21 protein-coding genes and 1 pseudogene are annotated in these 24,734 nt (G+C 36.7%); 3 read left to right on the top strand and 19 right to left on the bottom strand.

Going from position 1 to position 24,734, the window contains the following annotated elements:
- Positions 1–75 precede the first annotated feature (75 nt).
- From NV377_RS00455 to cymR, 16 genes and pseudogenes are all read right to left on the bottom strand, one after another.
- Positions 76–2,286 carry a methyl-accepting chemotaxis protein gene (locus NV377_RS00455; RefSeq protein ID WP_258199216.1) on the bottom strand — a complete coding sequence of 737 codons (2,211 nt, stop codon included), beginning with the start codon at positions 2,284–2,286 and terminating at the stop codon, positions 76–78.
- Positions 2,287–2,534: 248 nt separating this feature from the next.
- Complete coding sequence (locus tag NV377_RS00450) at positions 2,535–4,637, bottom strand: methyl-accepting chemotaxis protein (protein ID WP_258199215.1); 2,103 nt, start codon at positions 4,635–4,637, stop codon at positions 2,535–2,537.
- 181 nt (positions 4,638–4,818) lie between these two features.
- Positions 4,819–6,075: a peptidase U32 family protein gene (locus NV377_RS00445; RefSeq protein WP_258199214.1), complete on the bottom strand. Its 1,257-nt coding sequence runs from the start codon at positions 6,073–6,075 to the stop codon at positions 4,819–4,821.
- A 109-nt stretch (positions 6,076–6,184) separates the two neighbouring features.
- Positions 6,185–7,117, bottom strand: coding sequence for a peptidase U32 family protein (locus NV377_RS00440; RefSeq protein WP_258199213.1), 933 nt, complete (start codon positions 7,115–7,117; stop codon positions 6,185–6,187).
- 31 nt (positions 7,118–7,148) lie between these two features.
- Positions 7,149–8,276 carry an endolytic transglycosylase MltG gene (gene mltG / locus NV377_RS00435; RefSeq protein WP_258199212.1) on the bottom strand — a complete coding sequence of 376 codons (1,128 nt, stop codon included), beginning with the start codon at positions 8,274–8,276 and terminating at the stop codon, positions 7,149–7,151.
- A gap of 177 nt (positions 8,277–8,453) precedes the next feature.
- Positions 8,454–8,768 carry a DUF1292 domain-containing protein gene (locus NV377_RS00430; protein WP_258199211.1) on the bottom strand — a complete coding sequence of 105 codons (315 nt, stop codon included), beginning with the start codon at positions 8,766–8,768 and terminating at the stop codon, positions 8,454–8,456.
- 5 nt (positions 8,769–8,773) lie between these two features.
- Entirely contained in the window at positions 8,774–9,064 is a 291-nt protein-coding gene (locus NV377_RS00425) for a DUF1292 domain-containing protein (protein ID WP_258199210.1), read from the bottom strand.
- 16 nt (positions 9,065–9,080) lie between these two features.
- On the bottom strand, positions 9,081–9,488 hold the full coding sequence (gene ruvX / locus NV377_RS00420) for a Holliday junction resolvase RuvX (protein ID WP_258199209.1): 408 nt from the start codon (positions 9,486–9,488) through the stop codon (positions 9,081–9,083).
- 18 nt (positions 9,489–9,506) lie between these two features.
- On the bottom strand, positions 9,507–9,767 hold the full coding sequence (locus NV377_RS00415) for an IreB family regulatory phosphoprotein (RefSeq protein ID WP_258199208.1): 261 nt from the start codon (positions 9,765–9,767) through the stop codon (positions 9,507–9,509).
- 47 nt (positions 9,768–9,814) lie between these two features.
- The gene (alaS, locus tag NV377_RS00410; RefSeq protein WP_258199207.1) at positions 9,815–12,448 is read right to left on the bottom strand and encodes an alanine--tRNA ligase; all 2,634 of its coding nucleotides are present in this window, start codon (positions 12,446–12,448) and stop codon (positions 9,815–9,817) included.
- A gap of 696 nt (positions 12,449–13,144) precedes the next feature.
- Positions 13,145–14,215, bottom strand: a complete 1,071-nt coding sequence (locus NV377_RS00405; RefSeq protein ID WP_258199206.1) for an AI-2E family transporter — start codon at positions 14,213–14,215, stop codon at positions 13,145–13,147.
- 559 nt (positions 14,216–14,774) lie between these two features.
- Positions 14,775–15,467 (bottom strand): annotated as a pseudogene (locus NV377_RS00400) (2-oxo acid dehydrogenase subunit E2); the annotation flags it as partial.
- A 735-nt stretch (positions 15,468–16,202) separates the two neighbouring features.
- Positions 16,203–16,406: a YrzR-like zinc ribbon domain gene (locus NV377_RS00395; protein WP_258199205.1), complete on the bottom strand. Its 204-nt coding sequence runs from the start codon at positions 16,404–16,406 to the stop codon at positions 16,203–16,205.
- 12 nt (positions 16,407–16,418) lie between these two features.
- Complete coding sequence (locus NV377_RS00390; RefSeq protein ID WP_258199204.1) at positions 16,419–16,955, bottom strand: PRC-barrel domain-containing protein; 537 nt, start codon at positions 16,953–16,955, stop codon at positions 16,419–16,421.
- Between the two features lie 152 nt (positions 16,956–17,107).
- Entirely contained in the window at positions 17,108–18,259 is a 1,152-nt protein-coding gene (locus NV377_RS00385) for a cysteine desulfurase family protein (protein ID WP_258199203.1), read from the bottom strand.
- A 20-nt stretch (positions 18,260–18,279) separates the two neighbouring features.
- Positions 18,280–18,708 (bottom strand): cysteine metabolism transcriptional regulator CymR, encoded by a 429-nt coding sequence (gene cymR / locus NV377_RS00380; RefSeq protein WP_258199202.1) that lies wholly within the window; start codon positions 18,706–18,708, stop codon positions 18,280–18,282.
- 157 nt (positions 18,709–18,865) lie between these two features.
- On the opposite strand from cymR, the gene mnmA reads away from it, so the two are divergent.
- Entirely contained in the window at positions 18,866–19,969 is a 1,104-nt protein-coding gene (gene mnmA, locus NV377_RS00375; protein ID WP_258199201.1) for a tRNA 2-thiouridine(34) synthase MnmA, read from the top strand.
- A 116-nt stretch (positions 19,970–20,085) separates the two neighbouring features.
- On the opposite strand, the gene NV377_RS00370 is transcribed toward mnmA, so the two are convergent.
- Positions 20,086–21,237 (bottom strand): hemolysin family protein, encoded by a 1,152-nt coding sequence (locus NV377_RS00370; protein WP_258199200.1) that lies wholly within the window; start codon positions 21,235–21,237, stop codon positions 20,086–20,088.
- Positions 21,238–21,706: 469 nt separating this feature from the next.
- Here NV377_RS00370 and NV377_RS00365 point away from each other — a divergent pair, with 469 nt between their 5' ends.
- Positions 21,707–22,267, top strand: a complete 561-nt coding sequence (locus NV377_RS00365) for a copper resistance CopC family protein (RefSeq protein WP_258199199.1) — start codon at positions 21,707–21,709, stop codon at positions 22,265–22,267.
- Positions 22,268–22,331: 64 nt separating this feature from the next.
- Positions 22,332–23,357, top strand: coding sequence for a CopD family protein (locus NV377_RS00360; protein WP_258199198.1), 1,026 nt, complete (start codon positions 22,332–22,334; stop codon positions 23,355–23,357).
- A 76-nt stretch (positions 23,358–23,433) separates the two neighbouring features.
- Here NV377_RS00360 and NV377_RS00355 read toward each other — a convergent pair whose 3' ends face one another.
- Positions 23,434–24,069, bottom strand: coding sequence for a phosphatase PAP2 family protein (locus tag NV377_RS00355; protein ID WP_258199197.1), 636 nt, complete (start codon positions 24,067–24,069; stop codon positions 23,434–23,436).
- The gene (locus NV377_RS00350) at positions 24,050–24,718 is read right to left on the bottom strand and encodes a VTT domain-containing protein (RefSeq protein ID WP_258199196.1); all 669 of its coding nucleotides are present in this window, start codon (positions 24,716–24,718) and stop codon (positions 24,050–24,052) included. Before NV377_RS00350 ends, NV377_RS00355 begins: the two co-directional genes overlap by 20 nt.
- Positions 24,719–24,734: the final 16 nt, after the last annotated feature.

Here is a 24,734-nt window from a genome sequence, read left to right as displayed (position 1 = left end):
CGAAAACATTACTTAATATGAAGCACAAAAAGAGCTATCGGTGTGAATTAACACATCGATAGCTCTTCAAATTGATTAAATTTTGAACTTGGAAAGGGAATCCTTCAATCCAGTAGAAACCGTCTGAAGTTTACCTGACAAATCAACTAGATTTTGACTAATACTTAATTGTTCTGTACTTAGAGAAGCTACTTCCTCAGAAGTTGCAGAAGATTGTTGCGCTACTGCACTAACATTATTCATAGAATCACTTAAAATCTCTTGTGATTTGTTTAATTCAACAAAGGCATCCGTTACTTGTTTCATACTTTGCTTAAATGTTTCCATCTGAGCTTGAACGGTTAAGAATAATTGATTAGCCTCTTTAACAGAACCAATTTGCTCTTGGAACAATGGATATGCTTCTAATAATACTGTAACCGTTTCTTCAATTTCACTAGTAATTGTACGCGTTATTTGCGCTACAACCTCAATTGAATTTTTGGATTGATCGGCAAGCTGTCTAATTTCATCTGCCACTACCATAAAGCCTTTACCAGCAGCACCTGCGCGAGCAGCTTCAATCGTTGCGTTTAATGACAAAATGTTTGTTTGCTTCGTTACATTATTCAATACATCAAGAATTTTCACAATCGATGAAGTACTTACTTTTAATGCATTAACTTTATCAACCATTGCACGTGTCATTTGTTCCGTAGTACCTGTTTTATCAATTAACACGCCCATATAAGTAATACCTTGAAGACTTGCATGTTCAACTTCATTTGCGGAAATCGACATTTGTACATTATATTCATTCACTTGCTTCATTTGATCATTAAGCGTATTCGTATGATCTGTACCTTTTTCTGCTTCCATAGCAAGACTTGAAGCGCCTCCGGCTATCTCGTCAGTAGCAATTGCAATTTCTTTCGCTGCTATTGAAGTTTTTTCAGAAGCATCTGTTAATTCCGCAGCTGTCTTTAATACGGCTGCAGCAGATACCGTTGTTTGTGTAGCTAGAATTGCGATTTGCTCCATCATCTCATTAAAGTTATTGGATAGTAATCCTATCTCATCGTTACGCCTCTTAAGAGTTGATCGTACTGTTAGATCTCCTTGTGCACCTTTTTGCATCAATTCTGTTACATAGTTCAACGGTCTTCCAATAAATAGAATAACAATAATACCGATTCCTATTGCAAGTAATGCAGCAATAATTGAAGTAATAATTGTCAAATTACGTATTGGTGCAGCTTGCTCAATAAGATTATCGGTTGGTATTGATGCAACCACTTTCCAATTTTCATTACTTAGTAAGCTCTCAAAAATCGCTAAATATTGTTGATTATTAGCTCCAGTAAGTTTCAAACTACCTGATGTTACTTCTTCAGCCTCAGCATCGGCTTCAGCTTTTGGAATTGCAATATTAGGCGTTTGACCATACTTAGTATCATCTGGTGCCATAACATATTCATTGTTACTGTTTACAATAACAATCTCACTGCCATCACCCAAATCTACCTTCGTTGCAGCTTCAAAGAAACTATTAATGTCGAATTCCAAAACTAATATAAATGATAAGTCAGGATTGTTCATATTTCGAACCATACGAGAAAGTCCAACGGATTTATAAGCTGGCGACTGACTTATACCTTCTGCTTGTGGCTCAATCCAATGTTCCATACCATTTTTAATTACACTTTCCTTATACCATTCCGTATTACGATACGTTTGTGCATCTTTCTTGGTGCTATCAGAATCTACAGTTTGTCCAGTAGCAATAGGCTCTATAATATCACTTGCTGGAATAATTGTAATGTTAGTTATTACTTTATTCGTTACCATGTATGTAGATAATTTATCCGTAATTAATTTAGTCGTTTTAATTTTCTCATATGTATTATCTGTTGTTTGTAATGTATTCATGTTCTCAACAAATACACTATCGAACATAATCTGGAACGAAGTATCAATATAACTCTTAAATACTGTATCTAAACTATTACTAACTTGCTTGATCGTCTGAATACTTGCATTGGACACATTGCTCTCAATTAATCCTTTAGATTTTTGATAAGAAATTGTTCCTACTGTTACAACACATAGAACTATACTAATAAAAATAATTACAAATAATTGTATTCCAATACTATTCAATATACTGATTTTCTCTTTACTCTTTATTTCTTGCATTTTACTTTTAGCGGACTTACCTAAAATTTCTAGATTTTTTTTCAAAGAATTAGTTTTTTCTTGAGAATCCTGTCCATTAACAGTACTGTCTTTTTCAAGAAACTTCTTCATGCTGACTAGCACCACCTTATTTTTTTATAAAGCAATATCATTAATTCAGAATACATAACTACTATTTTACCATTTAGAATCTACTAATTCTATACATATATTTGAATTTTGCTAAAGCAGGTAAAAAGTAGCAATAAATATTCTAGTTATCAACAAATATAGTATTATCGAACTAATATTTTAAAAACAACAAAAAACTGTAAAAGATAACAAGTGATTCGTTATCTTTTACAGTTTTCACGTTATCTTTATTCAACTTTAAATTGAGCTAATGAATCTTTTAATTTAGTAGAAACTTCATTAAGCTCAGTTGATAATGTTACTAGATTATCACTAATACTCAATTGCTCATTACTTAGACTTGCAACTTCCTCTGAGGTTGCTGAAGATTGCTGAGCCACTGCGCTTACATTTGTCATCGCTTCATTCAAGACAGTTTGTGATGCTTCAAGCTTATTAACAGATTGCGTTACATCTTCTAGTCGACTTATAAGATGATTCATCTGACCTTGAACACTTACAAAAATACTATTTGCTTCTTTCACCGAATTAATCTGTTCTTGGAACATTGGATATGCTTTAGACAACACTTCAACTGTCTCAACGATTTCTGACTGAATTCGATCAGTAATTTGTGCTACTACATCGATAGATTGCGTAGATTGGTCTGCAAGTCCACGAATTTCATTCGCTACTACCATAAATCCGCGGCCTGCTGTACCAGCTCTCGCCGCCTCAATCGTTGCATTCAATGATAGTATATTCGTTTGTTTGGTTACTGCATTAAGTACATCTAATATTTGCACAATTGAACGTGTACTATCTTTCAAGGAGTCGACCTTCTCGACCATTTCACGAGTCATTTCTTCGGTCATTCCAGTCTTTTCAATTAATTCTGCCATATAGGCAGTACCTTTGCCACTCGCACTTTCTACTTCATATGCGGATTGTACCATTTCTTGATTGGCACTAAGCACTTGCCTCATCTGATCGTTAATCATTACTGTCAGATCATTACCTCGTTCTGCTTCTACAGCCAGACTTGTTGAACCGTTGGCTATCTCTTCTGTAGCGATAGCAATCTCTTTAGCAGAGACTGCTGTTTTGTTCGATGCATTCGTCAATGTCTTTGCTGTTACCATTACTGCGTCTGCAGAAATTTTGGTTTGTGTTGCTAACGAAGTTATTTGTATCATCATAGAATCAAAACTGTTACTTAATTGACCTATTTCATCTTTACGTTTGTTATTTTTGGAACGAACCGTTAGATCTCCCTTCGCACCTTCATTCATAAGATTTCTTAACTGAACAAGAGGTCTGCTTATCGTTAGCATAACAATTGCGGAGATAATGATTGCAATTACTGCAGCTGCGATTGCTACGGAAACCGTTAATTGACGAATAACTACAGTATCTTTGACTAGTTCATTTACAGGAATTTGTCCTGTTAAGTACCAATCTGAATAACCTAATTTTTTATGAATTAATAATACCTCTCCTATACCACTAAGAGTTTCGCGAGTACTTTTCTCTTCTTCATCAACATTTATTTGGAATGGAGCCACGCTTTGTACAAGTTTAGGATCTGCATTGGTCATATATTCATTGTTACTATTAACGATCGATATTCCACTATCAGAACCCAGATTCACATTATCAATTTGTTCTTGTATGCCTTTTGTCGAAACATCCAATAGTAAAACATAATACGCTTTACTTGAAGTTGGATTTTTAATTACTCTAGCAATACCAAAGCTAGGTGTCGTTCCCGCATGCGTTATCGCTTCTGGACTTGAAGGTAACCACACCGCCCGGCCTGCTGCATCAATCGCTTCTTGAATCCATTCTTCCTTCGCTAAGCGTTCTACTTTAGTAAGTTGAGAACTTCCAGCAGTAATAATATTAAGATTACTATCAAGGGGAATAAGAGCTATACCTGTAATACTAGCATTACCAAATATAAAGCTTTGCAGTTTTGTCGTTAAAGCTTTGATCGATTCGAATTTTGAAAACTCATCTTCGTTAGCTACAACAACATCTACACTTTTATGAAATTCATTATCAACCATCAATTGTAATGTTATTTCTTCGTAAGTCTTTAATATATTATCGAGGTTAGCACCAAGCTGATTAACGATTTGTTGACTAGACTCAGACGCCTTTCCTTCAATAATTCCTTTCGATTGATTATACGCTAGTGTTCCCATCGTAATAACGCAGGCAAGAATCCCTCCCATAATGTAAAGGAACAACTTGATACCAACAGATTGAAGCGGATTCGTTTTATACTTGGCTACAACATTAGATTTCACTACATCTTTTTTGAGTTCGACTTTTTTATCATTCTTCATCTGATTGCCCCGCCCTTCAACCTCATTGTAAAAGCGCTTTCACAAATAGCGATTTAGCTTCTATTAATTTTATGTATACTAGTTCCTATTATTTTCTATCTGCGTTTGATTGTCAATCTTTAAAATGAAAAAGACTCCATTTATACGAAATAAAGGGAGTCTTGTCATATTTTCTATTTTATTAGCGTATCTTTTTACGCATCATGTCCATCGGCTCTACTGGTTTTAACGTACGAATACGAATTTTTTGTAGCGGATGACGAGCGACATCTAGTGTGTTTCCATCAAGATCAGTAATTTCCGTTACGGTTTGCTTGAAAAAACGACCATTGGGACCAACAAATTCTACTTCTTGACCTACTTTGAAATGGTTACGTTGTTCAATGATTGCGAACTGAGTAGCAGCATCATATTCATGTACTACACCAGCAAAGTCATAAGGCGCCACTTTATCTTCTGCAGTATAAATATGATCCTCAGCTCCTGGAACATCAAGGAAGAAACCTGTATTAAGAGGGCGATTAGCCGCTTTATGAATTTCATCAATCCATTCTTGCTTAACCTCATACTGCTCTGGATCAGCCATATAAGCATCAATTGCTTGACGATAAGCATTAACTACTGTAGCAACATAATGAATGCTTTTCATTCTGCCTTCAATTTTAAAGCTATCAATTCCCACATCAATAAGATCAGGTATATGTTCTAACATACCCAAATCTTTCGAGCCCATCGTGAAGGGATCTTCTTCCCCCTCATTAACCGGTGCCCCTTCTAGAAATAAATCATATTTCCAGCGGCATGATTGACAGCAACCGCCACGATTAGAATCTCGGTCAGTAAAGTGATTAGAAAGCACACAACGACCTGAGAATGAAGAGCACATCGCCCCGTGGATGAAAGCTTCAAGCTCAACATCAACATTTTTCTTGATTTGTTCAATTTCTTCAAAGCTTGTCTCCCTAGCTAACACAACTCGAGGTAGACCTTCATCTTTCCAGAATTGAACAGTTTTCCAGTTAAGTACGGACTGTTGTGTGCTCAAGTGAACTTCCATTTTAGGAGCAACACGTTGAGCTGTTTCTACAATAATAGGATCAGCAGCAATAATAGCTGCAATTCCTGCTTCTTCTAGATTACGCAAATATTGTTCAATACCTTCTACGTCTTCGTTATGAGCGTAAATGTTCGTTGCAACGAATACTTTTGCTCCATATCGTGCAGCAAATTCTACGCCTTCCTTCATCTCTTCGAAACTAAAGTTATCTGCGTTAGATCGTAGTCCATAAGACTGACCGCCGATGTAGACTGCATCTGCTCCATAATGAACAGCGAATCTTAGCTTTTCTAAGTTTCCAGCTGGTGCTAATAGCTCTGGACGCTCTAATCGATTACGAGTGCCATAATAGCGTCGTTGATGTTTCAAAGTTGTACCCATGTGATGCACCTCCTAAAACTTTTCAAAAAGGTAGTTCAAAAAGCGGACTTTTATAACCTTTATTATATAAAAAGTAGTTCAAAACTATCATGGCCCAATACTCCAACGATTAATATACTTGTTCTTTGAAGAAGAAACCGTAGCTTAATTCGCGAGTTGGATCTTGAATCTCTCTTATCGAGTCCATCAATTGCTCATCAAATTCATAGTGTTCAGGATCAACTAAATACTCGTCAATTGCCTTTCGATATGCTTTAACAATTTCAACGTTATACTCCGTAGATTTCAAGATACCTTCAATTTTCAAACTATCTACTTTACAATCTAGTAATTCATGCAAATTTTCTATCATACAAATATCATCAGAGCTCATAATATGTGTTCCATATTCATCTTCAAAGATAGGATATCGTTCATCTGGTCGATCATTTTCCATTAGATATAATCCAGCAGCTTTTTGAATATTTGCATGTCTCTCTTGTTCACCATGATAGTCTGTATAACTTTGAATAAGAGATCTTTTGGAATGATACATTGCCGTCATACCATGAACTTGCACTTGAATTGGTAACACACTTTTTTCTTTAGTATCTACTACTTGTTCCATATTCAATTCGCGTGCTAATACATAACGTGATGTACCGCGACGAGCCCAATACTCAGCTGTCGCGTAGTTCGTAGAAGTCATTTCAGCATTCCAATGAAGACTTACATTAGGTGCGTATTCCTTAGCAGCTACAAGCACTGCTGGGTCTCCATAAACGATTGCATCTACTTCATACTCTGCCAAGGCAGTCAAATAAGCTGGAAGTAATTCTACCGTTGCATTATCAATAAGATTATTCATGGAAACGTAAAGCTTACCATTTCTGGCGTGTGCTATAGTAACAGCCTCTTTAATCATATCAAGATCAAATTGACCTGCTAATCTACTACCAAATTTAGCTTCCCCTACTAATATTGCATTAGCTCCTGCATCTAACAATTGTATACATTCATCTAAGTTAGCAGCAGTACACAACAATTCTGGATTATATGACATTGACGCTCACCTCACCAAAGTAAACGGCTCATTACTGAGCCGTCTCCTTACTTTTTTCAATATTTCTTAGATGTTGATTATAAGTCTCAGCAAATAGATGTGACTGAGTTCCATCTTTCTTCGTTACATAATAATAGAATTTATGTTCTTCTGGATATAGCGCTGCCTTAATAGATTCTAAACTTGGCGTAGCTATCGGTCCAGGAGGTATTCCATCAATAACATAAGTGTTATAAGGGCTATCGAGCTTCGTATCTTCTATTGACAATAATTCCTTTTGTTCCCCTAATGCGTATTGAATCGTCGCATCAATTTGTAATCGCATTGGTTCCTTCAAACGGTTATAGATAACACCAGCAACAGTAGCACGTTCACTATCAACAACCACTTCACGCTCAATTAATGAAGCGATCGTTAACAATTCATGCATCGATATTCCTAACTTCTCTAACTCATCAGGCCAATTCTCTGGTAAAGTAGCAAGCTTACGATCTTGCTCCTTCAACATACGTATTATAATCTCCTCTTCCGTACTACCTTTGACAACTTCATACGTATCAGGGAAAAGATAACCTTCCAAGCGATTAATTAACTCCGTAGCTTCCTGTGGGATGTTAAGCACATTTTCTGCACCTGACCAACTACGAGACTCTTTCGTTAAAGAAATGAACTTTTCTTTATCTACAAGTCCCTCAGTCGATAGCTTGTCCGCCATTTGAGCAATTGTGAAGCCTTCTGGAATCGTAAATGTAATCGTTTCTTGAGCGATCACATCACCTGCATTTAATTTTGCAATAACTTCTGCTTTGTCCATGCCAGGTGTTAATTCATACTTTCCAGCTTTGAAGTTGTCACCCTCGTCTTTCAATACCAAATAATAGCCAAAAATAAATCCATTTTTTATTATTCCATTATCTTCAAGAACCTTTGCTACACTATTAGCAGAGCTGCCTTTTGCTATAGTTACTTCAATAGGAGATCCCGATTTTGTTGGTTCAAGTTGATTCCACAAATAGAATAGGCCGCTAGCAGCAACAAGCAACATAAAGAAAAGCAATGAGAAACACACCCAAAAAGAAACAACCCATTTCTTAGGTTTATTACGTTTCCTCTTTGGCTTCTTTTTATTTTCTTCTATAGATTTTTCTACATTCTCCAAGAATCTAACACCTCAATATCTATCCGTTCTTCGGACATTATGATTAACTTTGAATCAGTTAAAAATTCTTTTTAAATTATAATTCTGAACTATACCATGAAATCACAAGTAGCCTTTTTGAATGTACTCGTCAAAAAGAGCGGTGATATGCCGCTCTTTTTGTATAAGTATTTTCAATTAAGGTCTTTCATCACTGACAAATTGCAGATCATCATATGCTTCAGAAATAGCTTCCCATTCTTCTTCATCTACGATGCTCTCTAGTTCAACTTCGTCATTTTGTTTGTACACTCGAAGAAATTCAACTTCGTCTTCAGCCTTCATCGTCTCTGTTTGTAGGACAACATATGTAATGTCTCCCCATACAAATTCTTGTGTAATGAAGAAAGCTTCAACACTTCCATCATCAGTAACAAGTTCGATTTCTTGACCAAAGTGTTCTTTTAGTGTGTCTTGAATGATTGGAGCAGTATTTGGTTGTTGAAAAGCCATTACAATTATTCCTCCAACTCGCCAAGCAATGTGTTAAATGTTTCTTCAACAATTGCCCACTCTTCTTCATCATCAATCGTGAACAATTGAAGATCATCGCCTTCTTCTTCATAACGGAAAGCGTAGACTTCGTCTTCTTCCTCATTTTCAGAAATAAGAGGAACAACCATCATATATTTTTTATCGGAATCATCCACTTCAAATTTCATAATGACTTCAAATTCTTCCTCGTTGCCATCTTCGTCTGGAATGTAGATAATTTCTGGTTCTTCATAGTTTTGCTCGTTATTAGCCATTTTTACCCTCACCTTTTCATTTAGAATCAAGATAATTTTGCAAAATAAGTGTAGCTGCCATCTTATCTATCACTTGTTTGCGCTTCTTTAGACTGATCTCAGCTTCTTTTAATGTTCGTTCCGCAGCTACTGTGGTCAATCTTTCATCCCAAAGGTGAACAGGTAATCCAAGCTTTTCCCCAATTTGCTGGGCAAATGCCTTACAAATCTCACCGCGTGGACCGATCGTACCGTTCATGTTCTTTGGAAGGCCAACCACGACCTCAGAAACCTCATTTTCAAGTGCAATTTCCACAAGTCTGTCGAGCTCTCCACCGTCTCTTCTTGTCTCAACTACGGTTAGTCCTTGTGCCGTCCATCGAAATGCATCGCTTATTGCAACACCAATGCGACGATCACCATAATCCAAACCCATGACTCTCATATTTGTTCGGCCCCTCAATTACTCTTTCTTATGCAAGAGATAAAAGCGAACTAACTCTTCAATAAGCTCATCACGCTCTTTCTTGCCGATCATACTTCTAGCATTGTTATGACGCGGGATGTAAGCGGGGTCTCCTGACAACAAATAGCCGACGATCTGGTTAATCGGATTATAGTCTTTCTCAAGTAAGGCATCATATACCTTAAGCAGAACATCTTCTGAGGAATCATCACCCTCAATTTTCACGTTAAACTTCATCGTCTGATCCATTGAACTCATCAGCAACACCCCCTAATACGTATGCCATACCATATGGCTTAGTTCTACTATATCACATTTGCTTGGCTAACAACTAGTTCCTGTGCAAGTTTCAATGCTTGATCAATTTTTTCTACATCTTTACCGCCAGCTTGCGCCATATCAGGACGACCACCGCCATTACCACCACATAGCTGAGCTGCTTCTTTAATAATTTTACCTGCATGGAAGCCTTTTTTCACAAGATCTTGAGAAACTGCTGCTGCCAGATTAACTTTATCTTCTGCTGTTGCACCTAGTACGATAACGCTTGTAGGAAGTTTTGTTTTCAACTCATCTACAATACTACGTAAAGCTTCCATATTGGATGCATTTACTTTTGCAGTTAGAATTGAAACTTCTCCTACTTTAACAACGGCATCTAGTAATGAACCTGCTTCTATATGACTTAGTTTGTTTTGTAGAGATTCATTGTCGCGCATTAATTCTTTCACTTGGCCGTTTAGTGCATCAATACGTTTTGGTACATCCGCTACGTTAGTTTTCAATTGTGATGCTGCTTGTTTCAATACTTCAAGTTGAGATTCATAATAAAGATACGCTTGTTTTCCAGTTACTGCTTCAATACGACGCACACCAGAACCGATACCACTTTCACTTAGTAATTTGAACAGTCCGATTTCAGAAGTGTTGTTAACATGACAACCACCGCAAAGTTCAATTGAGTATTGGCCGACTTGTACGACACGTACAACATCACCATATTTCTCACCGAACAACGCCATAGCGCCCATTGCTTTCGCTTCGTCAATTTTCTTTTGCTGGATAACTACTGGAGTACCAAGCCAAATTTGCTCATTTACTCTTCTTTCAATATCTACGAGTTCCTCAGCAGTAATAGAACCGAAATGCGAGAAGTCAAAGCGCAGACGTTCACCTTCTACTAAAGAACCTGCTTGATTAACATGATCACCCAGTACTTCTTTCAAAGCTTTGTGTAGTAAATGTGTCGCTGTATGATTTTTCACAACATCTTCACGAACAGATTTGTTCACTTGTGCTGTTACTTCCGCATTCACTTTCGCTATACCTTCTACGACTACTGCGTGATGAAGGGTTTGTCCATGAGGTGCTTTCGTAACGTTTTCTACTTCAATTACGAAACCTTCACCAGTAATTGTACCTCTATCACCGATTTGACCTCCACTTTCTGCATAGAATGGTGTCGTATCAAGCAATAGTAATACTTGCGTACCTGCACCCGCTTCTTCAAGAAGTTGATCTTCTGTTACAAGTGCTGTAATTGTGGATTTTACTACCAATTCAGTATAGCCAACAAATTGACTTTTAATCGTAAGATCAGCAAGAGGACCACCTTGAACCTTCATAGATCCTGCATCTTGACGTGCAGAACGAGCACGTTCACGTTGTGCTTCCATTGCAGCATCGAAACCTTCACGATCTACAGTCATTCCTTGCTCCATAGCAAAATCTTCAGTTAAATCAAATGGGAATCCATAAGTATCGTACAATTTGAAAGCATCATCACCATTAATTACAGTGATTTTATTTGCTTTTGCATGATCAACTAGATTAGATAGTAATACAAGACCATCAGATAATGTTTCGTGGAAGCGTTCTTCCTCTGTTCTAATCACTTTTTCAATAAATTCACGTTTTTCCACTACTTCTGGATAGTAGACACCCATTACATCACCAACGATGCCTGTAAGTCCATATAGGAATGGCTTGTCTACACCTAGTGCTTTACCGTAACGTACTGCACGACGAAGCAAACGACGGATGATATAACCACGGCCTTCATTAGAAGGCATAACGCCATCACCTACTGCAAATACAACAGTACGAACATGGTCCGCGATAACTTTCAACGCTACGTCTTGATCTTCTGATACTTTATATGACACGCCTGCGATTTCACATGTGCAATTAATAATCGGCATAAATAGGTCTGTATCAAAGTTTGATTCTGCATCTTGCAGGATCGATGTGATACGTTCTAAACCAGCACCTGTATCGATGTTTTTATTCGGAAGCGGAGTATAGCTACCATCTTTATTATGGTTGAATTGTGAGAATACAAGGTTCCATACTTCTAGGAAACGCTCATTCTCCCCACCTGGCCAACATTCTGGATCATTAAGATCACCATATTTATCGCCACGATCATAGAATATCTCTGTACATGGACCGCAAGGACCTTCACCAATATCCCAGAAATTTTCTTCTAATTTATAAATGCGTTCTGCTGGCAAGCCAATCTTCTCATTCCAGTAACGATAAGCTTCCTCATCCTCAGGATAAACAGTAACAGAAAGTCGCTCTGGATCGAATCCAATCCACTTCTTATCCGTTAAGAATTCCCACGCCCAAGTTATAACTTCTTCCTTGAAATAATCACCAATAGAGAAGTTACCAAGCATTTCGAAAAATGTATGATGACGACGAGTTTTACCAACATTCTCAATATCATTTGTACGTATACATTTTTGTGAGTTCGTAATACGTGGATTTGCTGGGATTTCACGACCATCAAAGTATGATTTTAATGGAGCCATACCTGCATTAATCCATAGTAGAGATGGATCATTATGTGGAACTAGAGAAGCACTAGGTTCAACAGCATGTCCTTTACTTTCAAAAAAAGCTAACCATTTCGCGCGAATTTCACTTGCTTTCATTTTATGACCTCCTAAAATTTTTCGTAGATGACTGTTATACGACTATGCAACGAAAAATTGCAACGTAAGCATAATCTAACTTTTCATATAATATTCGATATACTTCTCTGTAATGAAAAGTTACATCGAAAGCTTAACCTTTTCGTAGATGACTGTAAGTTATTGCTAATTTGTTTAGTAAATGAAAACAAAAAAAGCCCCTGTTAAAACAGGGACGAATGTTATTTCGCGGTACCACCCTGGTTATTGTGAGCATAGCATCACAATCGCCTTCAAGGACAATAACGGGTCCACCCGATGAGTTTCACTCACACTCAGAAAATAGCTTTCTGTTATCCTTCATTAGAAGCGCTCTTCCAACCAATTCATTATGAAAAGGAACGCTATCTCTGGCTAATGGGCTATAACATAATTGATTTCGTCGACGTTTTGTTGTTATTGATTGTCTAACTTTTTGAACTACCTCTTCCAATGAAGGTTAATAAAGCATGCTTTCAGAATCGAGAAGATGGAGCGCACTTGAGGAAGGAGGAAACTCAAGTGTACGTAATTGGTACACGCGGCCCTGACTTTCCAAGTTCGCTTCATATTCGATGTCGAATAAACTATGAAGTTAATCATCGTTATCAAAGACTGCTTTATGAACTACAACTTATATTACTTCTGTACAAATTATAGCTAGTGACTATATAGCTGTCAAATAATCTTTCTTCGAACATAGTAAGCAAACATATGCTGTACAATCACTTTTCCTGTAGCAAATATCGGAACAGCAAGAATCATTCCAATAATTCCTGCAACTTGACCACCTACGATGAGTGCAAAGATGATCAATAGTGGATGTAAATGTAATGTACGACCTACTACTTGTGGAGAAATAATGTTACCTTCAAGAATTTGACAGATTGTATTAACGATGACGATAAGCAGCATCATTTTTACAGAAACTGTTGATGCCATCAATAAAGCTGGTGCAGCTCCAATAAAAGGTCCGACATATGGGATGACATTGGTAACTGCAACGATGCTCGCTAGTAGTAATGCATAAGGCATGCCCACTAATAAATATCCTACATACGCTAACGTTCCAACAATGACACATACTAATAGTTGTCCCCGTATATAACTGCCCAATGCATCATCTATGTCCTTCAACAATCTAACCGTGTTTTTACGATGAGACTTAGGAACATACCTTATTACTGCACGTTCAAACACATCAAAATCTTTCAAAATGTAAAACGCTAGAAATGGTACAACAAAAACTACGAATAAAGCACCAACCATCTCACCAATATTGTTGACAAAAGTAAGTAATGTTTCTGAGATGCGACGTTCCATTAATACTAATGATTTATTGACACCTTCGCGTAAACTTTCTGGTAGAAGTGCGTTATTATTAAAATCTGTAACTAGTCCTTGGGCTCGCATGGAAAGTTCAGGTAAGTGTTTATTCAACTCTTGCATCTGTTCGAGGAACATAGGAATAAAGTTAATAATAATCACGGTTAAAATCGTACAAAAAACAGCATAGATTAATAATACAGCCATCGTTCGTGGGACTTTCCGTTCATGTAACATAGTAACGATAGGATTCAGAATGTAAGAAATAATCATAGCAACGATAAAAGGTCCGAGAACAGCCTTTAAGAATGAAAAAATGGTTGCAAGAATCGGCTTTAACAAAAGCATAAAATAAATAACTACTAATAGTAATATTGCATAAATTAAGACGACAAAAAATCTATTTTTCGTAAATCGCTCCAATCGTCACACCACCTTCATTCTAACTATTCTTTGCCATTATATGTACAAGTATTCCTATTCAGCACAAAAAGCAGCAACTCTTAAGATAAAGAGTTGCTGCTTTTTGTAAAACTAATAATAACCTATCGTTAATCGAGTATAGACTATTAAAGAACGATCGAATCTCGAAACCCTCTGTTATTTTTTCAAAATACGACATCTGATCTTGTGTGTTCATATAAACGAGCATGCCATCTGACATCCATCCCAATAATATCCCTACTGCTATAAAAATGACCTTAACTCAAGATCATAAACCCATTAGATTCGGCTTGAAAGGCTACTAAGCTGCCATCTGGTGATCAATGTAGCTTTGATAAGTACCAATAATTCCTTTCATTTGTATGGGTAATATATCCTCGATCATCTGATACATACACTCGTTTACTTTACAAAAACAATTGATTGGTAGACATTTGGCAAGAATCGTGTGGCTTGTCTTCAAACTGAATCAGACATCTCACTCCAATTCAGATGAACTGCCTGCTATCGGCTTAAATGAATAGTTACAATCAAATTTCTATAATTTAGTAATAACTGTATCTAAATGATAAGCTTCCATGTATTCTTTTGTTTTTTTCAAAAATTGCCCAACGATATTGGCATCCAATACTCGACTATCGCTAGAAAGACACAGGTTAACAACAGAGCGGATAGCAATCATCTCATGGATGACTCGAGGTCTACTTACGATAGATTCAAATGTCAATATGGCTGCTTGAGGATAATTGATAGTAGGATAAGAAAGTATGGAACCAAATGCTCCAGTATTATTAATTGTAATCGTGCCTTCTTGTATTTGATCAAGTTTAAGCTTACCTGAACGAGCCAGTCGCGTTAAGCTATCGATTTCAATTGCGATTTCTGTAATACTCTTCTTATCTGCATGTTTGATGACTGGAGCGAGAACAGCATCCTCGGTACCTATTAGCAGAGACACATTCACATCACGTTTAACAATAATTTTGTCTACTGCCCACACTGAGTTAATCACCGGGTATTCAGTTATAGCAGTGGAAACAGCTTTTATGAGAAATGGAAGATATGTTAAGTTCACTTTATTTTTATTCATAAAATCATATTTAAGTTTTGCTCGGAGCAATACAAGATTTGTTACATCTGTCTCTATTGTATTGAGGGAGTGAGGGATTTCTCTTGCGCTTTGAAGTGTACGCATTGCTATTATTTTTCGTGTAGGAGTTACTTGAATATAACTATTTATATCTTCGTTTTCTTTTATTTCACGATTTAAATTCTCATTATCCATGCTCATTATACATCCCACCTTAAAGAAATTATATTTTAAAAGGTCTATTTCAATAAATAAAAATCACTTATTATATTCTTAACGATAATAAATACAAAATAATTCACGAAAGGAATATTGATATTTGATCTCGTAACATGTCAGTTCACACCGCTTAATGGTAAATGCACAACCTGGCAACGAGTTTTGGAGAGTCAGCGAGCATCTCGCCGTGGGTGTAGCTCTCATCACTCGTTTTTACTTCTTCACAATAATTACGAATAATACCTTTTCCGACGGGTATATCTCTGATGATGAATTGAGGCAATATAAGCGTCAATGACCAAAAAGGGATCGAGTGAACCTACTTTTATTTTGACATAGGAGCGTACCGTTTTGAATGTCATATGGCTAGCTATTGGCCAGATCATCCAGCATGACCTACTCGACGGTTTATATAAGTATAGATTCTAATAATTACCATTTATACTCACGTACTCCATAAGTCCTGATTGTAAGTTCGTACATACATTTTTTACCATAATAATATTAGACTTTCTTTACTTTGTAAAGTTGCACCTAAATAAATCCGCACAAAAAAGAAGGTCATGCAGCGAATAAGTAAATGACCGTTTCATTGGGCATCATTCTAAGCTACAGACCTTCTATAGTTGATACATGCTAGGTGAAATCCATTGCATGTTAATTTAAGTGTATTTCAGGTTGTTCTGCTGACTGATCTTCAAAAAACAAATCATCCAAAGAACTTAATGTACCATCTTCTTCAACTTGATACACTGACATTTTATCACCGTTGACAGCTAATTCAATATAGCAGCCCCAGCAATAGAATTGGTGTGATCCGATTTTACCTATATCTTTCGAGTTACAGTTCGGACATCTCATAAACACTACTCCCTATCCTCTGACATTGGAAGCTGCGACTGGCTCCAATTCTGATTCACTAACAGCTGGAACGATTATCGCATCTTGACCAAGCAATACTTCATTAAGATCACTCGGTGTTCTGAGCCATTTTCGTCCTTCAATTAGATCCGAAACAAAACCATCTGTAAGCTCATAACCTACTATCTGTGTATCCTGAAATGGGTAAAAATATACATCGGACACTCTACCAAGTTGCGAACCGGTCACAGTTATGACAGGCATGTCCTTCAATTGGACGACTCCCATACAATAAGCACGCTGTAGTAGCTGTTTCTTACCTGTTACAACTTGTGACTCATCTGCGATAAAAACTGCATCATCTCCACAAGTTAACACCGCGCTCCATTGTACTGTACGCACCTTCACAGCAAACCATTTTGCATATTCAAGCACTAAACCTTTCAGTTTCCAATGCTCATCAAACCATGCATCCTTGACGACACCAATTTTTTTACCATTGTTGATCGTTAAGACAGGTAGTCCGATTAATTGCTGAAGCCTGATCATGTTAAATGCTGCCTCCTAAAACCTTTCATAGACTTCGTGAGTAACTTTTCTTAGTAAGAAAAGTTACTCCGTAAGCATACTACTCAGACTTTTCATATATTTGCACAGATATTACTCTTAACAATATGAAAAGCTGCCTCGGAAACATATTCTTAAGAGTGGATTCGTTTTACGATACTAGCAACTATTGTTGCAGCCTCTTCGATTTCCTCTATAGTATTGCCCATTCCAAAGCTAAATCTTACAGCACTATTTAATCGATCAGTACTTAGCCCCATTGCTTTCAACACATGTGAACGTTCTAACGATCCAGAAGTACAAGCCGAACCGCTTGAAACTGCAATTCCTGCCATATCCAAATTCATTAACATGCTTTCTGTATCAACACCAACAAAGCTTATGTTTACGATATGAGATAACCCATGATCAAGATCACTATTCACGATGATCGGATACTTTTCTAATTCTTGTTGTAACAGCTCTACCCATCTATTACGAAGATTTGTCACAAAAGGTTGCCATTTTTCGCGCTTGTTCACACAAATGTCAAGAGCTGTTGCAAAACCAACTATCCCCGCAAGATTTTCTGTTCCAGCTCTACGTTTTCTTTCTTGTGTGCCACCTTGTTGTAATGCTTCAATAGGAGTACCTGTCGCTATATATAAACCACCAATGCCTTGAGGACCATTTATTTTATGAGAGGAGAAACTCATGAGATCAACCGGTAATTGTTGAAGAGAGTATGTGACACATCCGAGTGTTTGAACAGCATCAACATGAAATAACGCACCTACTTGATGAACAAGTTCACCTATTTGCTCAATAGGTTGAATAGTACCTACTTCATTATTGCCATGTATAATACTTACTAATGCGGTTTGTTCACTTAATGCATCTTGTAGCTCAGCCATATTTACATAACCTTGCTGGTCAACAGATATTATTGTTAAATCGAATCCTTCATTGTTAGCAAGCCATTCCATAGAATGTATTACTGCATGATGTTCAATAGCAGATGTTATAAGATGCTTTCTACCCTTCAATGCTTGTGCTCTCGCAGCACCAATGATTGCCAAGTTATCACTTTCAGTTCCACCAGATGTGAAAGTAAATTCATTCGGCTTACATCCAAGCATAGAACTGATTTTGTCGCGGGACTGATTAAGGCTATGTTTGGCGTTTCTTCCAAAGCGATGAATACTTGAAGCATTTCCCGGACCTTGTTGCATTGTTGCAATCATTGCAGCAATAACGTCTGGATGTATCGGAGTTGTTGCTGCATGATCAAAGTAATATGACTTCATATGCTTACTTCACTCCATTATTAAATGTAGAACATATAGCTATCGCTATTATCTTTGTCCTGCTCTTCTGAATAATTAATTAGATGTTCCAATGTTGTAGAATCCATAACATTAGCGATACTATCGCGAATACGTAACCACAGATTGCGTTTCGCAGGATCATCTTCTTCTGTGAAGTCGACTGGAGATATTGGACCTTCGAGCACTCGAATGATGTCACCTGTCGTTATTTCTGCAGGTTCCTTAGACAGCACATAGCCGCCATATGCGCCACGAATACTTTTTACGTAACCTGCATTACGTAAAGGTGCAATTAGTTGCTCCAAATAATGCTCTGATAAACTATTTTTCTCGGCAATACTTTTCAAAGAGATTGGGCCTTCTCCAAACTTCATAGCCAATTCCATCATTATCGTTAATCCATAACGACCTTTAGTAGAAATTTTCATATTTCTATACACCTCATTTAATTCATTGTATTCCAATTATTCTTATATGGTATCATAACTATCTACAATCGTCTCCATTTTCACAATAGTTATTCATGAAAAACTTTATTGAATATGTTACAATATGAAATGCTTGAATGAACAAGGTGGTGTAATTATGTCAAATCCTAATCAAAACACTAGAGTCGTTATCGGTATGTCAGGTGGCGTTGACTCTTCTGTTGCTGCATTATTATTGAAAGAGCAAGGCTATGAAGTAATCGGTATATTCATGAAAAACTGGGATGATACAGATGAATTTGGACATTGTACAGCCGAAGAAGATGCTGAAGATGTTCGTCGCGTCTGTGATCAGATTGGCATTCCATATTATACAGTAAATTTTGAAAAGCAATATTTCGACAAAGTTTTCTCATATTTCTTAGATGAGTACAAACGTGGAAGAACACCGAATCCTGATGTGATGTGTAATCGCGAAATCAAATTTGGTGATTTCTTGAAAAAGGCTGAAGAGCTGAATGCAGATTTCCTTGCTACAGGTCATTATGCCCAAGTTGAACGTGATGCCGATGGTGTAACGAAGTTACTACGTGGTGTTGATTCGAATAAGGATCAAACCTACTTCTTGAATGCTCTTAATCAACAACAACTTGCAAAAGCAATGTTTCCTATTGGTCATCTGCCGAAGCCAGAAGTTCGTAAAATTGCTGAAGCTGCTGGTCTTTACACTGCAAAGAAAAAAGACAGCACAGGTGTTTGCTTCATCGGTGAACGTAATTTCAAACAATTTTTAAGTCAGTACTTGCCTGCCAAGCCAGGTGACATGATTGATATCTTGACTGGCGAGAAAAAAGGTCGTCATGACGGTTTAATGTACTACACATTAGGTCAACGTCAAGGACTTGGTATTGGTGGTAACGGTAATGGCGAACCATGGTTCGTTGCAGAGAAAGACTTAGAAAAAAATATATTGTATGTCGTTCAAGGTGATACTCATCAAAGTTTATATTCCGAAAGCTTGTTAGCTACCAATATGAACTGGATTGTTGCAGATGAACAGCCAGAAACGTTCGAATGTACTGCTAAATTCCGCTATCGTCAACCCGATCAGCAAGTAACAGTGCAAAAGTTGCCTAACGGTGAAGCTAAGATTACTTTCGCTAAGCACCAAAAAGCGATTACCCCTGGACAAGCTGTTGTATTATATGACGGCGATGTATGTCTTGGTGGCGGCACAATCGATAAGGTTCATAAAATTTAATAAAGAAAAAACAAGACCTTATGAAGCTGAGAGTGTTCTCACTTCACAAGGTCTTGTTTTTTTCTTGAACACGACGTATTGTCATATTTCACATATTAGTTATTAAAACTGAACAATTAACGTAATCTCTGATCACAATTAGTTGTTGCTTGAATTCTCTTCACACTAATTGATGTGATTCTCAGCTGATCCATTTGTTCAATTGTAAAAATGTATTTTTCCTCTTCTTTTTTGTAAGCTACAGATTGACCGATATGCGGGGGAAATTGAATGTTTGCGTACATGTAACCACCGATTGAATCCATATCGTCTACTTCAAGTCCAATATTGAAATAACTGTTAACTTCTTCAACTAGTAACATTGCACTCAACATATAATGGTCAGGTTGTAGTTTTACAATATCATGCTCATCTTCATCAAATTCATCTTGAATATCCCCAACGATTTCTTCTAATATATCTTCAAGTGTTGCCATGCCAGAGGTTCCACCATATTCATCAATAAGCAAAGCAATTTGTGTCTTCTTCTTTTGCATCATTGCTAATAATGTAGAAATAGCGATTGTATCGGAAACTGTGATGATGGGTCTAATCCATTGCTGCCATTGAGATTCCGTCGTTTTATGATCATACTTTGCAAGCAAGTCCTTAATATGCACAAACCCGATAATATCATCTTTATCATGATTCACAACAGGATATCTCGTTCTCATATGAGTAATCGCTGTTTCTATATTGACTGATAATGATTTATTCCACTCTAAGCAAATCATATCTAGTCTCGGGGTCATCACCTCTCTAGCTGTCTTTTCACCAAAGTCGTATTTTGAGTTCCCTTCCATATTCGAAACATTCGCGATATTAGCATTTTCCTCAAAGTTTGCGTCAATAAATGTTACTATACTTGCGCTATCTTCTACATTGAGTTTCCGTTTTGGAATCCACTTCCTATGCAGCATGTACAGCAGTAATACGACAAATACACTGCCAACTATGGTTCCTATCCATAGTGCTGAACTACGTTGTAGTAAAGTCCCAGTTGCTTCTAACTCTCTTACTATCAACAGTTGTAACTGTAGAAGTAGCATACCAAGCCAGATAAGACAAAAAATTGGCAAGTATTTTACGGACCAAAAACTAAATACGGGAATAAATCGTGAAAATACACCTTCCGCTATATCTTCATTCTTTTTCTTTTCTTTCCATTCTGTAATCCAAGTGTTATTAATGAATAAGCAACTACTATAAACAATGAAAAGTATACTCATTAGAAAAATCGTCCATCCTATTGACGCGGGATCCTCCAAGTAAGTTTATGCCATCTGGCAAAAATCAGATGACATACACCTCCCTTCATTATTTTCTAGAAGCTAACTTTCTTGATAGATATTGCATATATATTCGTGTATAGCAAGTTTTTATTACTCCCAACTGAAAAATTATAAAGTTTACCAGTTAGTATATCTAAAAAGTAATGCTACTTATATAGAAACGGAGAGCAACTCGAAATACACCACGTTTTTACAAGTAGACTTTTTGTAGATCGCATATTTTCATAGTTACTTTATTTTCTATTGTTCATAACTTGTTCTTACTCTTAATCGTTAATGCCTAACTTTTCACCATTTCATTTGTTATAATGCATATGGAGTGTAATATCTAAGGGCTTTCGATGCTACTTTTTATTACGAGGTAGCATTTCGAGAAGTATATAAAAAGTTTTAGGAGGATTTTATTTTGAAAAAGACTATTTGGTTACTGTGTTTATTGCTACTATTGGTTCCAACGCAAGTATTTGCTCACTCTAAAGTTACTGAATCATCTCCAGCTGCAGATGCAACAGTTGATTCATCTCCAGAGAAAATTACTATTGCATTCAATTCAACGATTGCAAGTATGAGCACATTTAAATTATTCAACGAAAACAACGAAGAACAAGTTGTTGATAATATTAGTGTTGCTGAACATGAGCTAACTGGTGATGTAAGTTCACCATTAGCTAATGGAGTATACACGGTACAATACAATATTATTGGTGCAGACGGTCATGCGATTGATGGAAGCTACTCGTTTACGATAGCAGCTACTGAAGCAACGCCTACTCCAACCGAAGAAGTTACTACGACTACTACGCCTGAAGTAACTATTGAACCTACAGTAGAGCCAACATCGACGCCGATTGTTGATACTGACTCAACAACAGATACAAAGTCAGACAAAAACCAAGTATGGCCGTTCATTATTATTGGCTTAATTATCGTTGCAGCGGTTGCGTTCGCAATGAAAAAACGCAAATAATATGGCCTATATTTCCGAGAGTATATTATATATTTGCTTCTCGTTAGTAATAGGATATTTCATTTTGCAGCTGGTTCCTGCTGCATCTAAGCCAACCATTGTATTTCCTCAATGGTTGGTATTATTGTGCGTTATCTGCATTCCAGTTATGTCATATGTGCCTTTACATCTTATCGTGGTTGAATATGCGGATGCATTTCAATTAGGTTATATCCCTATGATCCGTAGTATTTTACTGGACCTACCAGTTGGTGAGGCATGGTTATGGACACTATTAGGTTCTAGTGGACTGGCGATCATGGTCGGAATTCCAGCCTTCGCCAAAGATAGACATATGCCTAAAGTCGGTCTATTACTTATTTTATTACTTTCAGTCTGGTTCGGATTTGCAAGTCATGCATCCTCATTAAGCTCATTCAAAGGGCTAGTCGTACATACTGGTCATTTTACATCTGTTACGATATGGCTCGGTATTTTATTCATAGTTAGTTGGTTTGCTACCGATTATAGTCAGTGGGCAAAGTTTCTTAAATGGTTTTCACCCCTTGCTATTGTCTGTGTACTCATGTCTTTAATTGCTGGACTAACCTTGATGACATTCACAACAGAGCAATATAATAATGGCTTAATGCTTAATTATGGTCAGTACATGTTAATCAAACATATTGCTATATTGCCGCTATTGTGGCTTGCTTTCAGTAATGGCTATCTTTATCCAAGAAGAATGAAAGAAAAACAACTGTCGCCAAAAGGGTTTTTAAGAGTTGAAAGTATACTGGCATTAGTTGTTCTTATTATTACCGCTATTATGGGACAACAAGCGCCACCGCATAATGTACTTGAGACACTTCAAACAGAATCGCCTTCAAGACTGTTCTCATCACTATACCATGGCTCATTCAGCCCTGATATTCAGCTTATGTGGCAGTTCAATCTCAACAGTGCAATGTTATGGATTGCAGCATTACTAATGATTTACGTGTCGTATATAGCGTTTAGACAACGTAAGCTATGGATTATGGTTATCGTCTGTTTGTTGTTTATCTTGCTCGCATATTTAGGATATATGTTCGGACTTGTTGCTAAGTAGCTTATATACGAAGGGGCATCCCGAAGTCATTAAACAATGACTTCGGGATGCCCCTTGTTTCGTCTTATAATTAATTTCATAAGTATTTCTTTTTGTTCAAAATATAAATACAAAAGATACTTTCGCATAAACCTAGGAAGAAACCAGCAAGAACATCCGATGGATAGTGTACACCAAGGTATACTCGTGAAATCATAATCAGAATGATTAACAGAAAGGCTGCTAATAGAATGATATATTTATAGCGAAGATATTGAATTAGATAAAAGCATAACACAGTCGCAAGAAGGCTATATAAAAAAGTCACACTTGTTGCATGTCCACTCGGAAAACTAAATCCTGTTTCTTGAATTAATGCATCACTTGGACGATCTCTTTGTATAAGCCTCTTCAATAATTGTGGTAAAATACCTACCCCTACCATAATAGAACATGCGATGAACAACAGTAATCTATACTTTTTCTTAATATATATAAATAGCAAGACCCCTAAACTCACTGCTCCAATCATTGTTACACTGCCAAAAAAAGTGATGATATTAAATAATTCTGTTTTAAATGGATTTATATTTAATTGAATCAAACTTATAAAATAAGTATCTAAACGGTTAAGCCATAATGTATTCATTTGTAGCCCTATTAACATCACAACAAAACATATGGCAAAAAATAAACTCATAGGTAAAAGAAATTTATTTGGTAGTTTTTCCACCTAGATCACTCTTTCTGCCTTTAAAATAACTAATTATAATTGGAACAACAGAAATAGCGACTATAAGTAGAACGACTAGCGAAAAATTATCTCTAATTACAGGTATATTTCCGAATAAATACCCGCTACCTACTCCGATAAATACCCAGATAAAACCACCTACAATATTGTAGAAAATGAAATGTGAGTAGTTCATTTTACTCATTCCCGCAATAAACGGAATAAATGTTCGAATGAATGGAATAAAGCGACCGATCATAATTGCTTTACCGCCGTTTTTTTCAAAAAAAAGTTCTGCTTGACGCATTCTTTTACCATCGATGAATTTCTTTAGCCATTGATGTTTTAACATGTTATTGCCTAGCTTCTTGCCTAAATAATAGTTCAAACTATCACCAAGCACCGCAGCTACGCCCATAATTATTATTAGTAAAAACCAATTTAATGTAGAACCTGATAATGCACTAAGTGCACCTGCAGCAAAAAGTAATGAATCACCTGGAAGGAATGGAAAAATAACTATCCCCGTTTCAATAAATATAATCGCAAATAAAATCAGATAAATAAGTAATCCATAGTCGTTAACTAAAGTAGTTAAATGTACATCAATATGCAAAATAAAATTAATTAAATCTCCAATAATAGACATTAAAAAACTCCCATGC

The organism is Paenibacillus endoradicis (assembly GCF_024721975.1).
The sequence above is the reverse complement of the archived record's forward strand: the minus strand, read 5'-3'. Positions and strand labels throughout refer to the sequence as shown.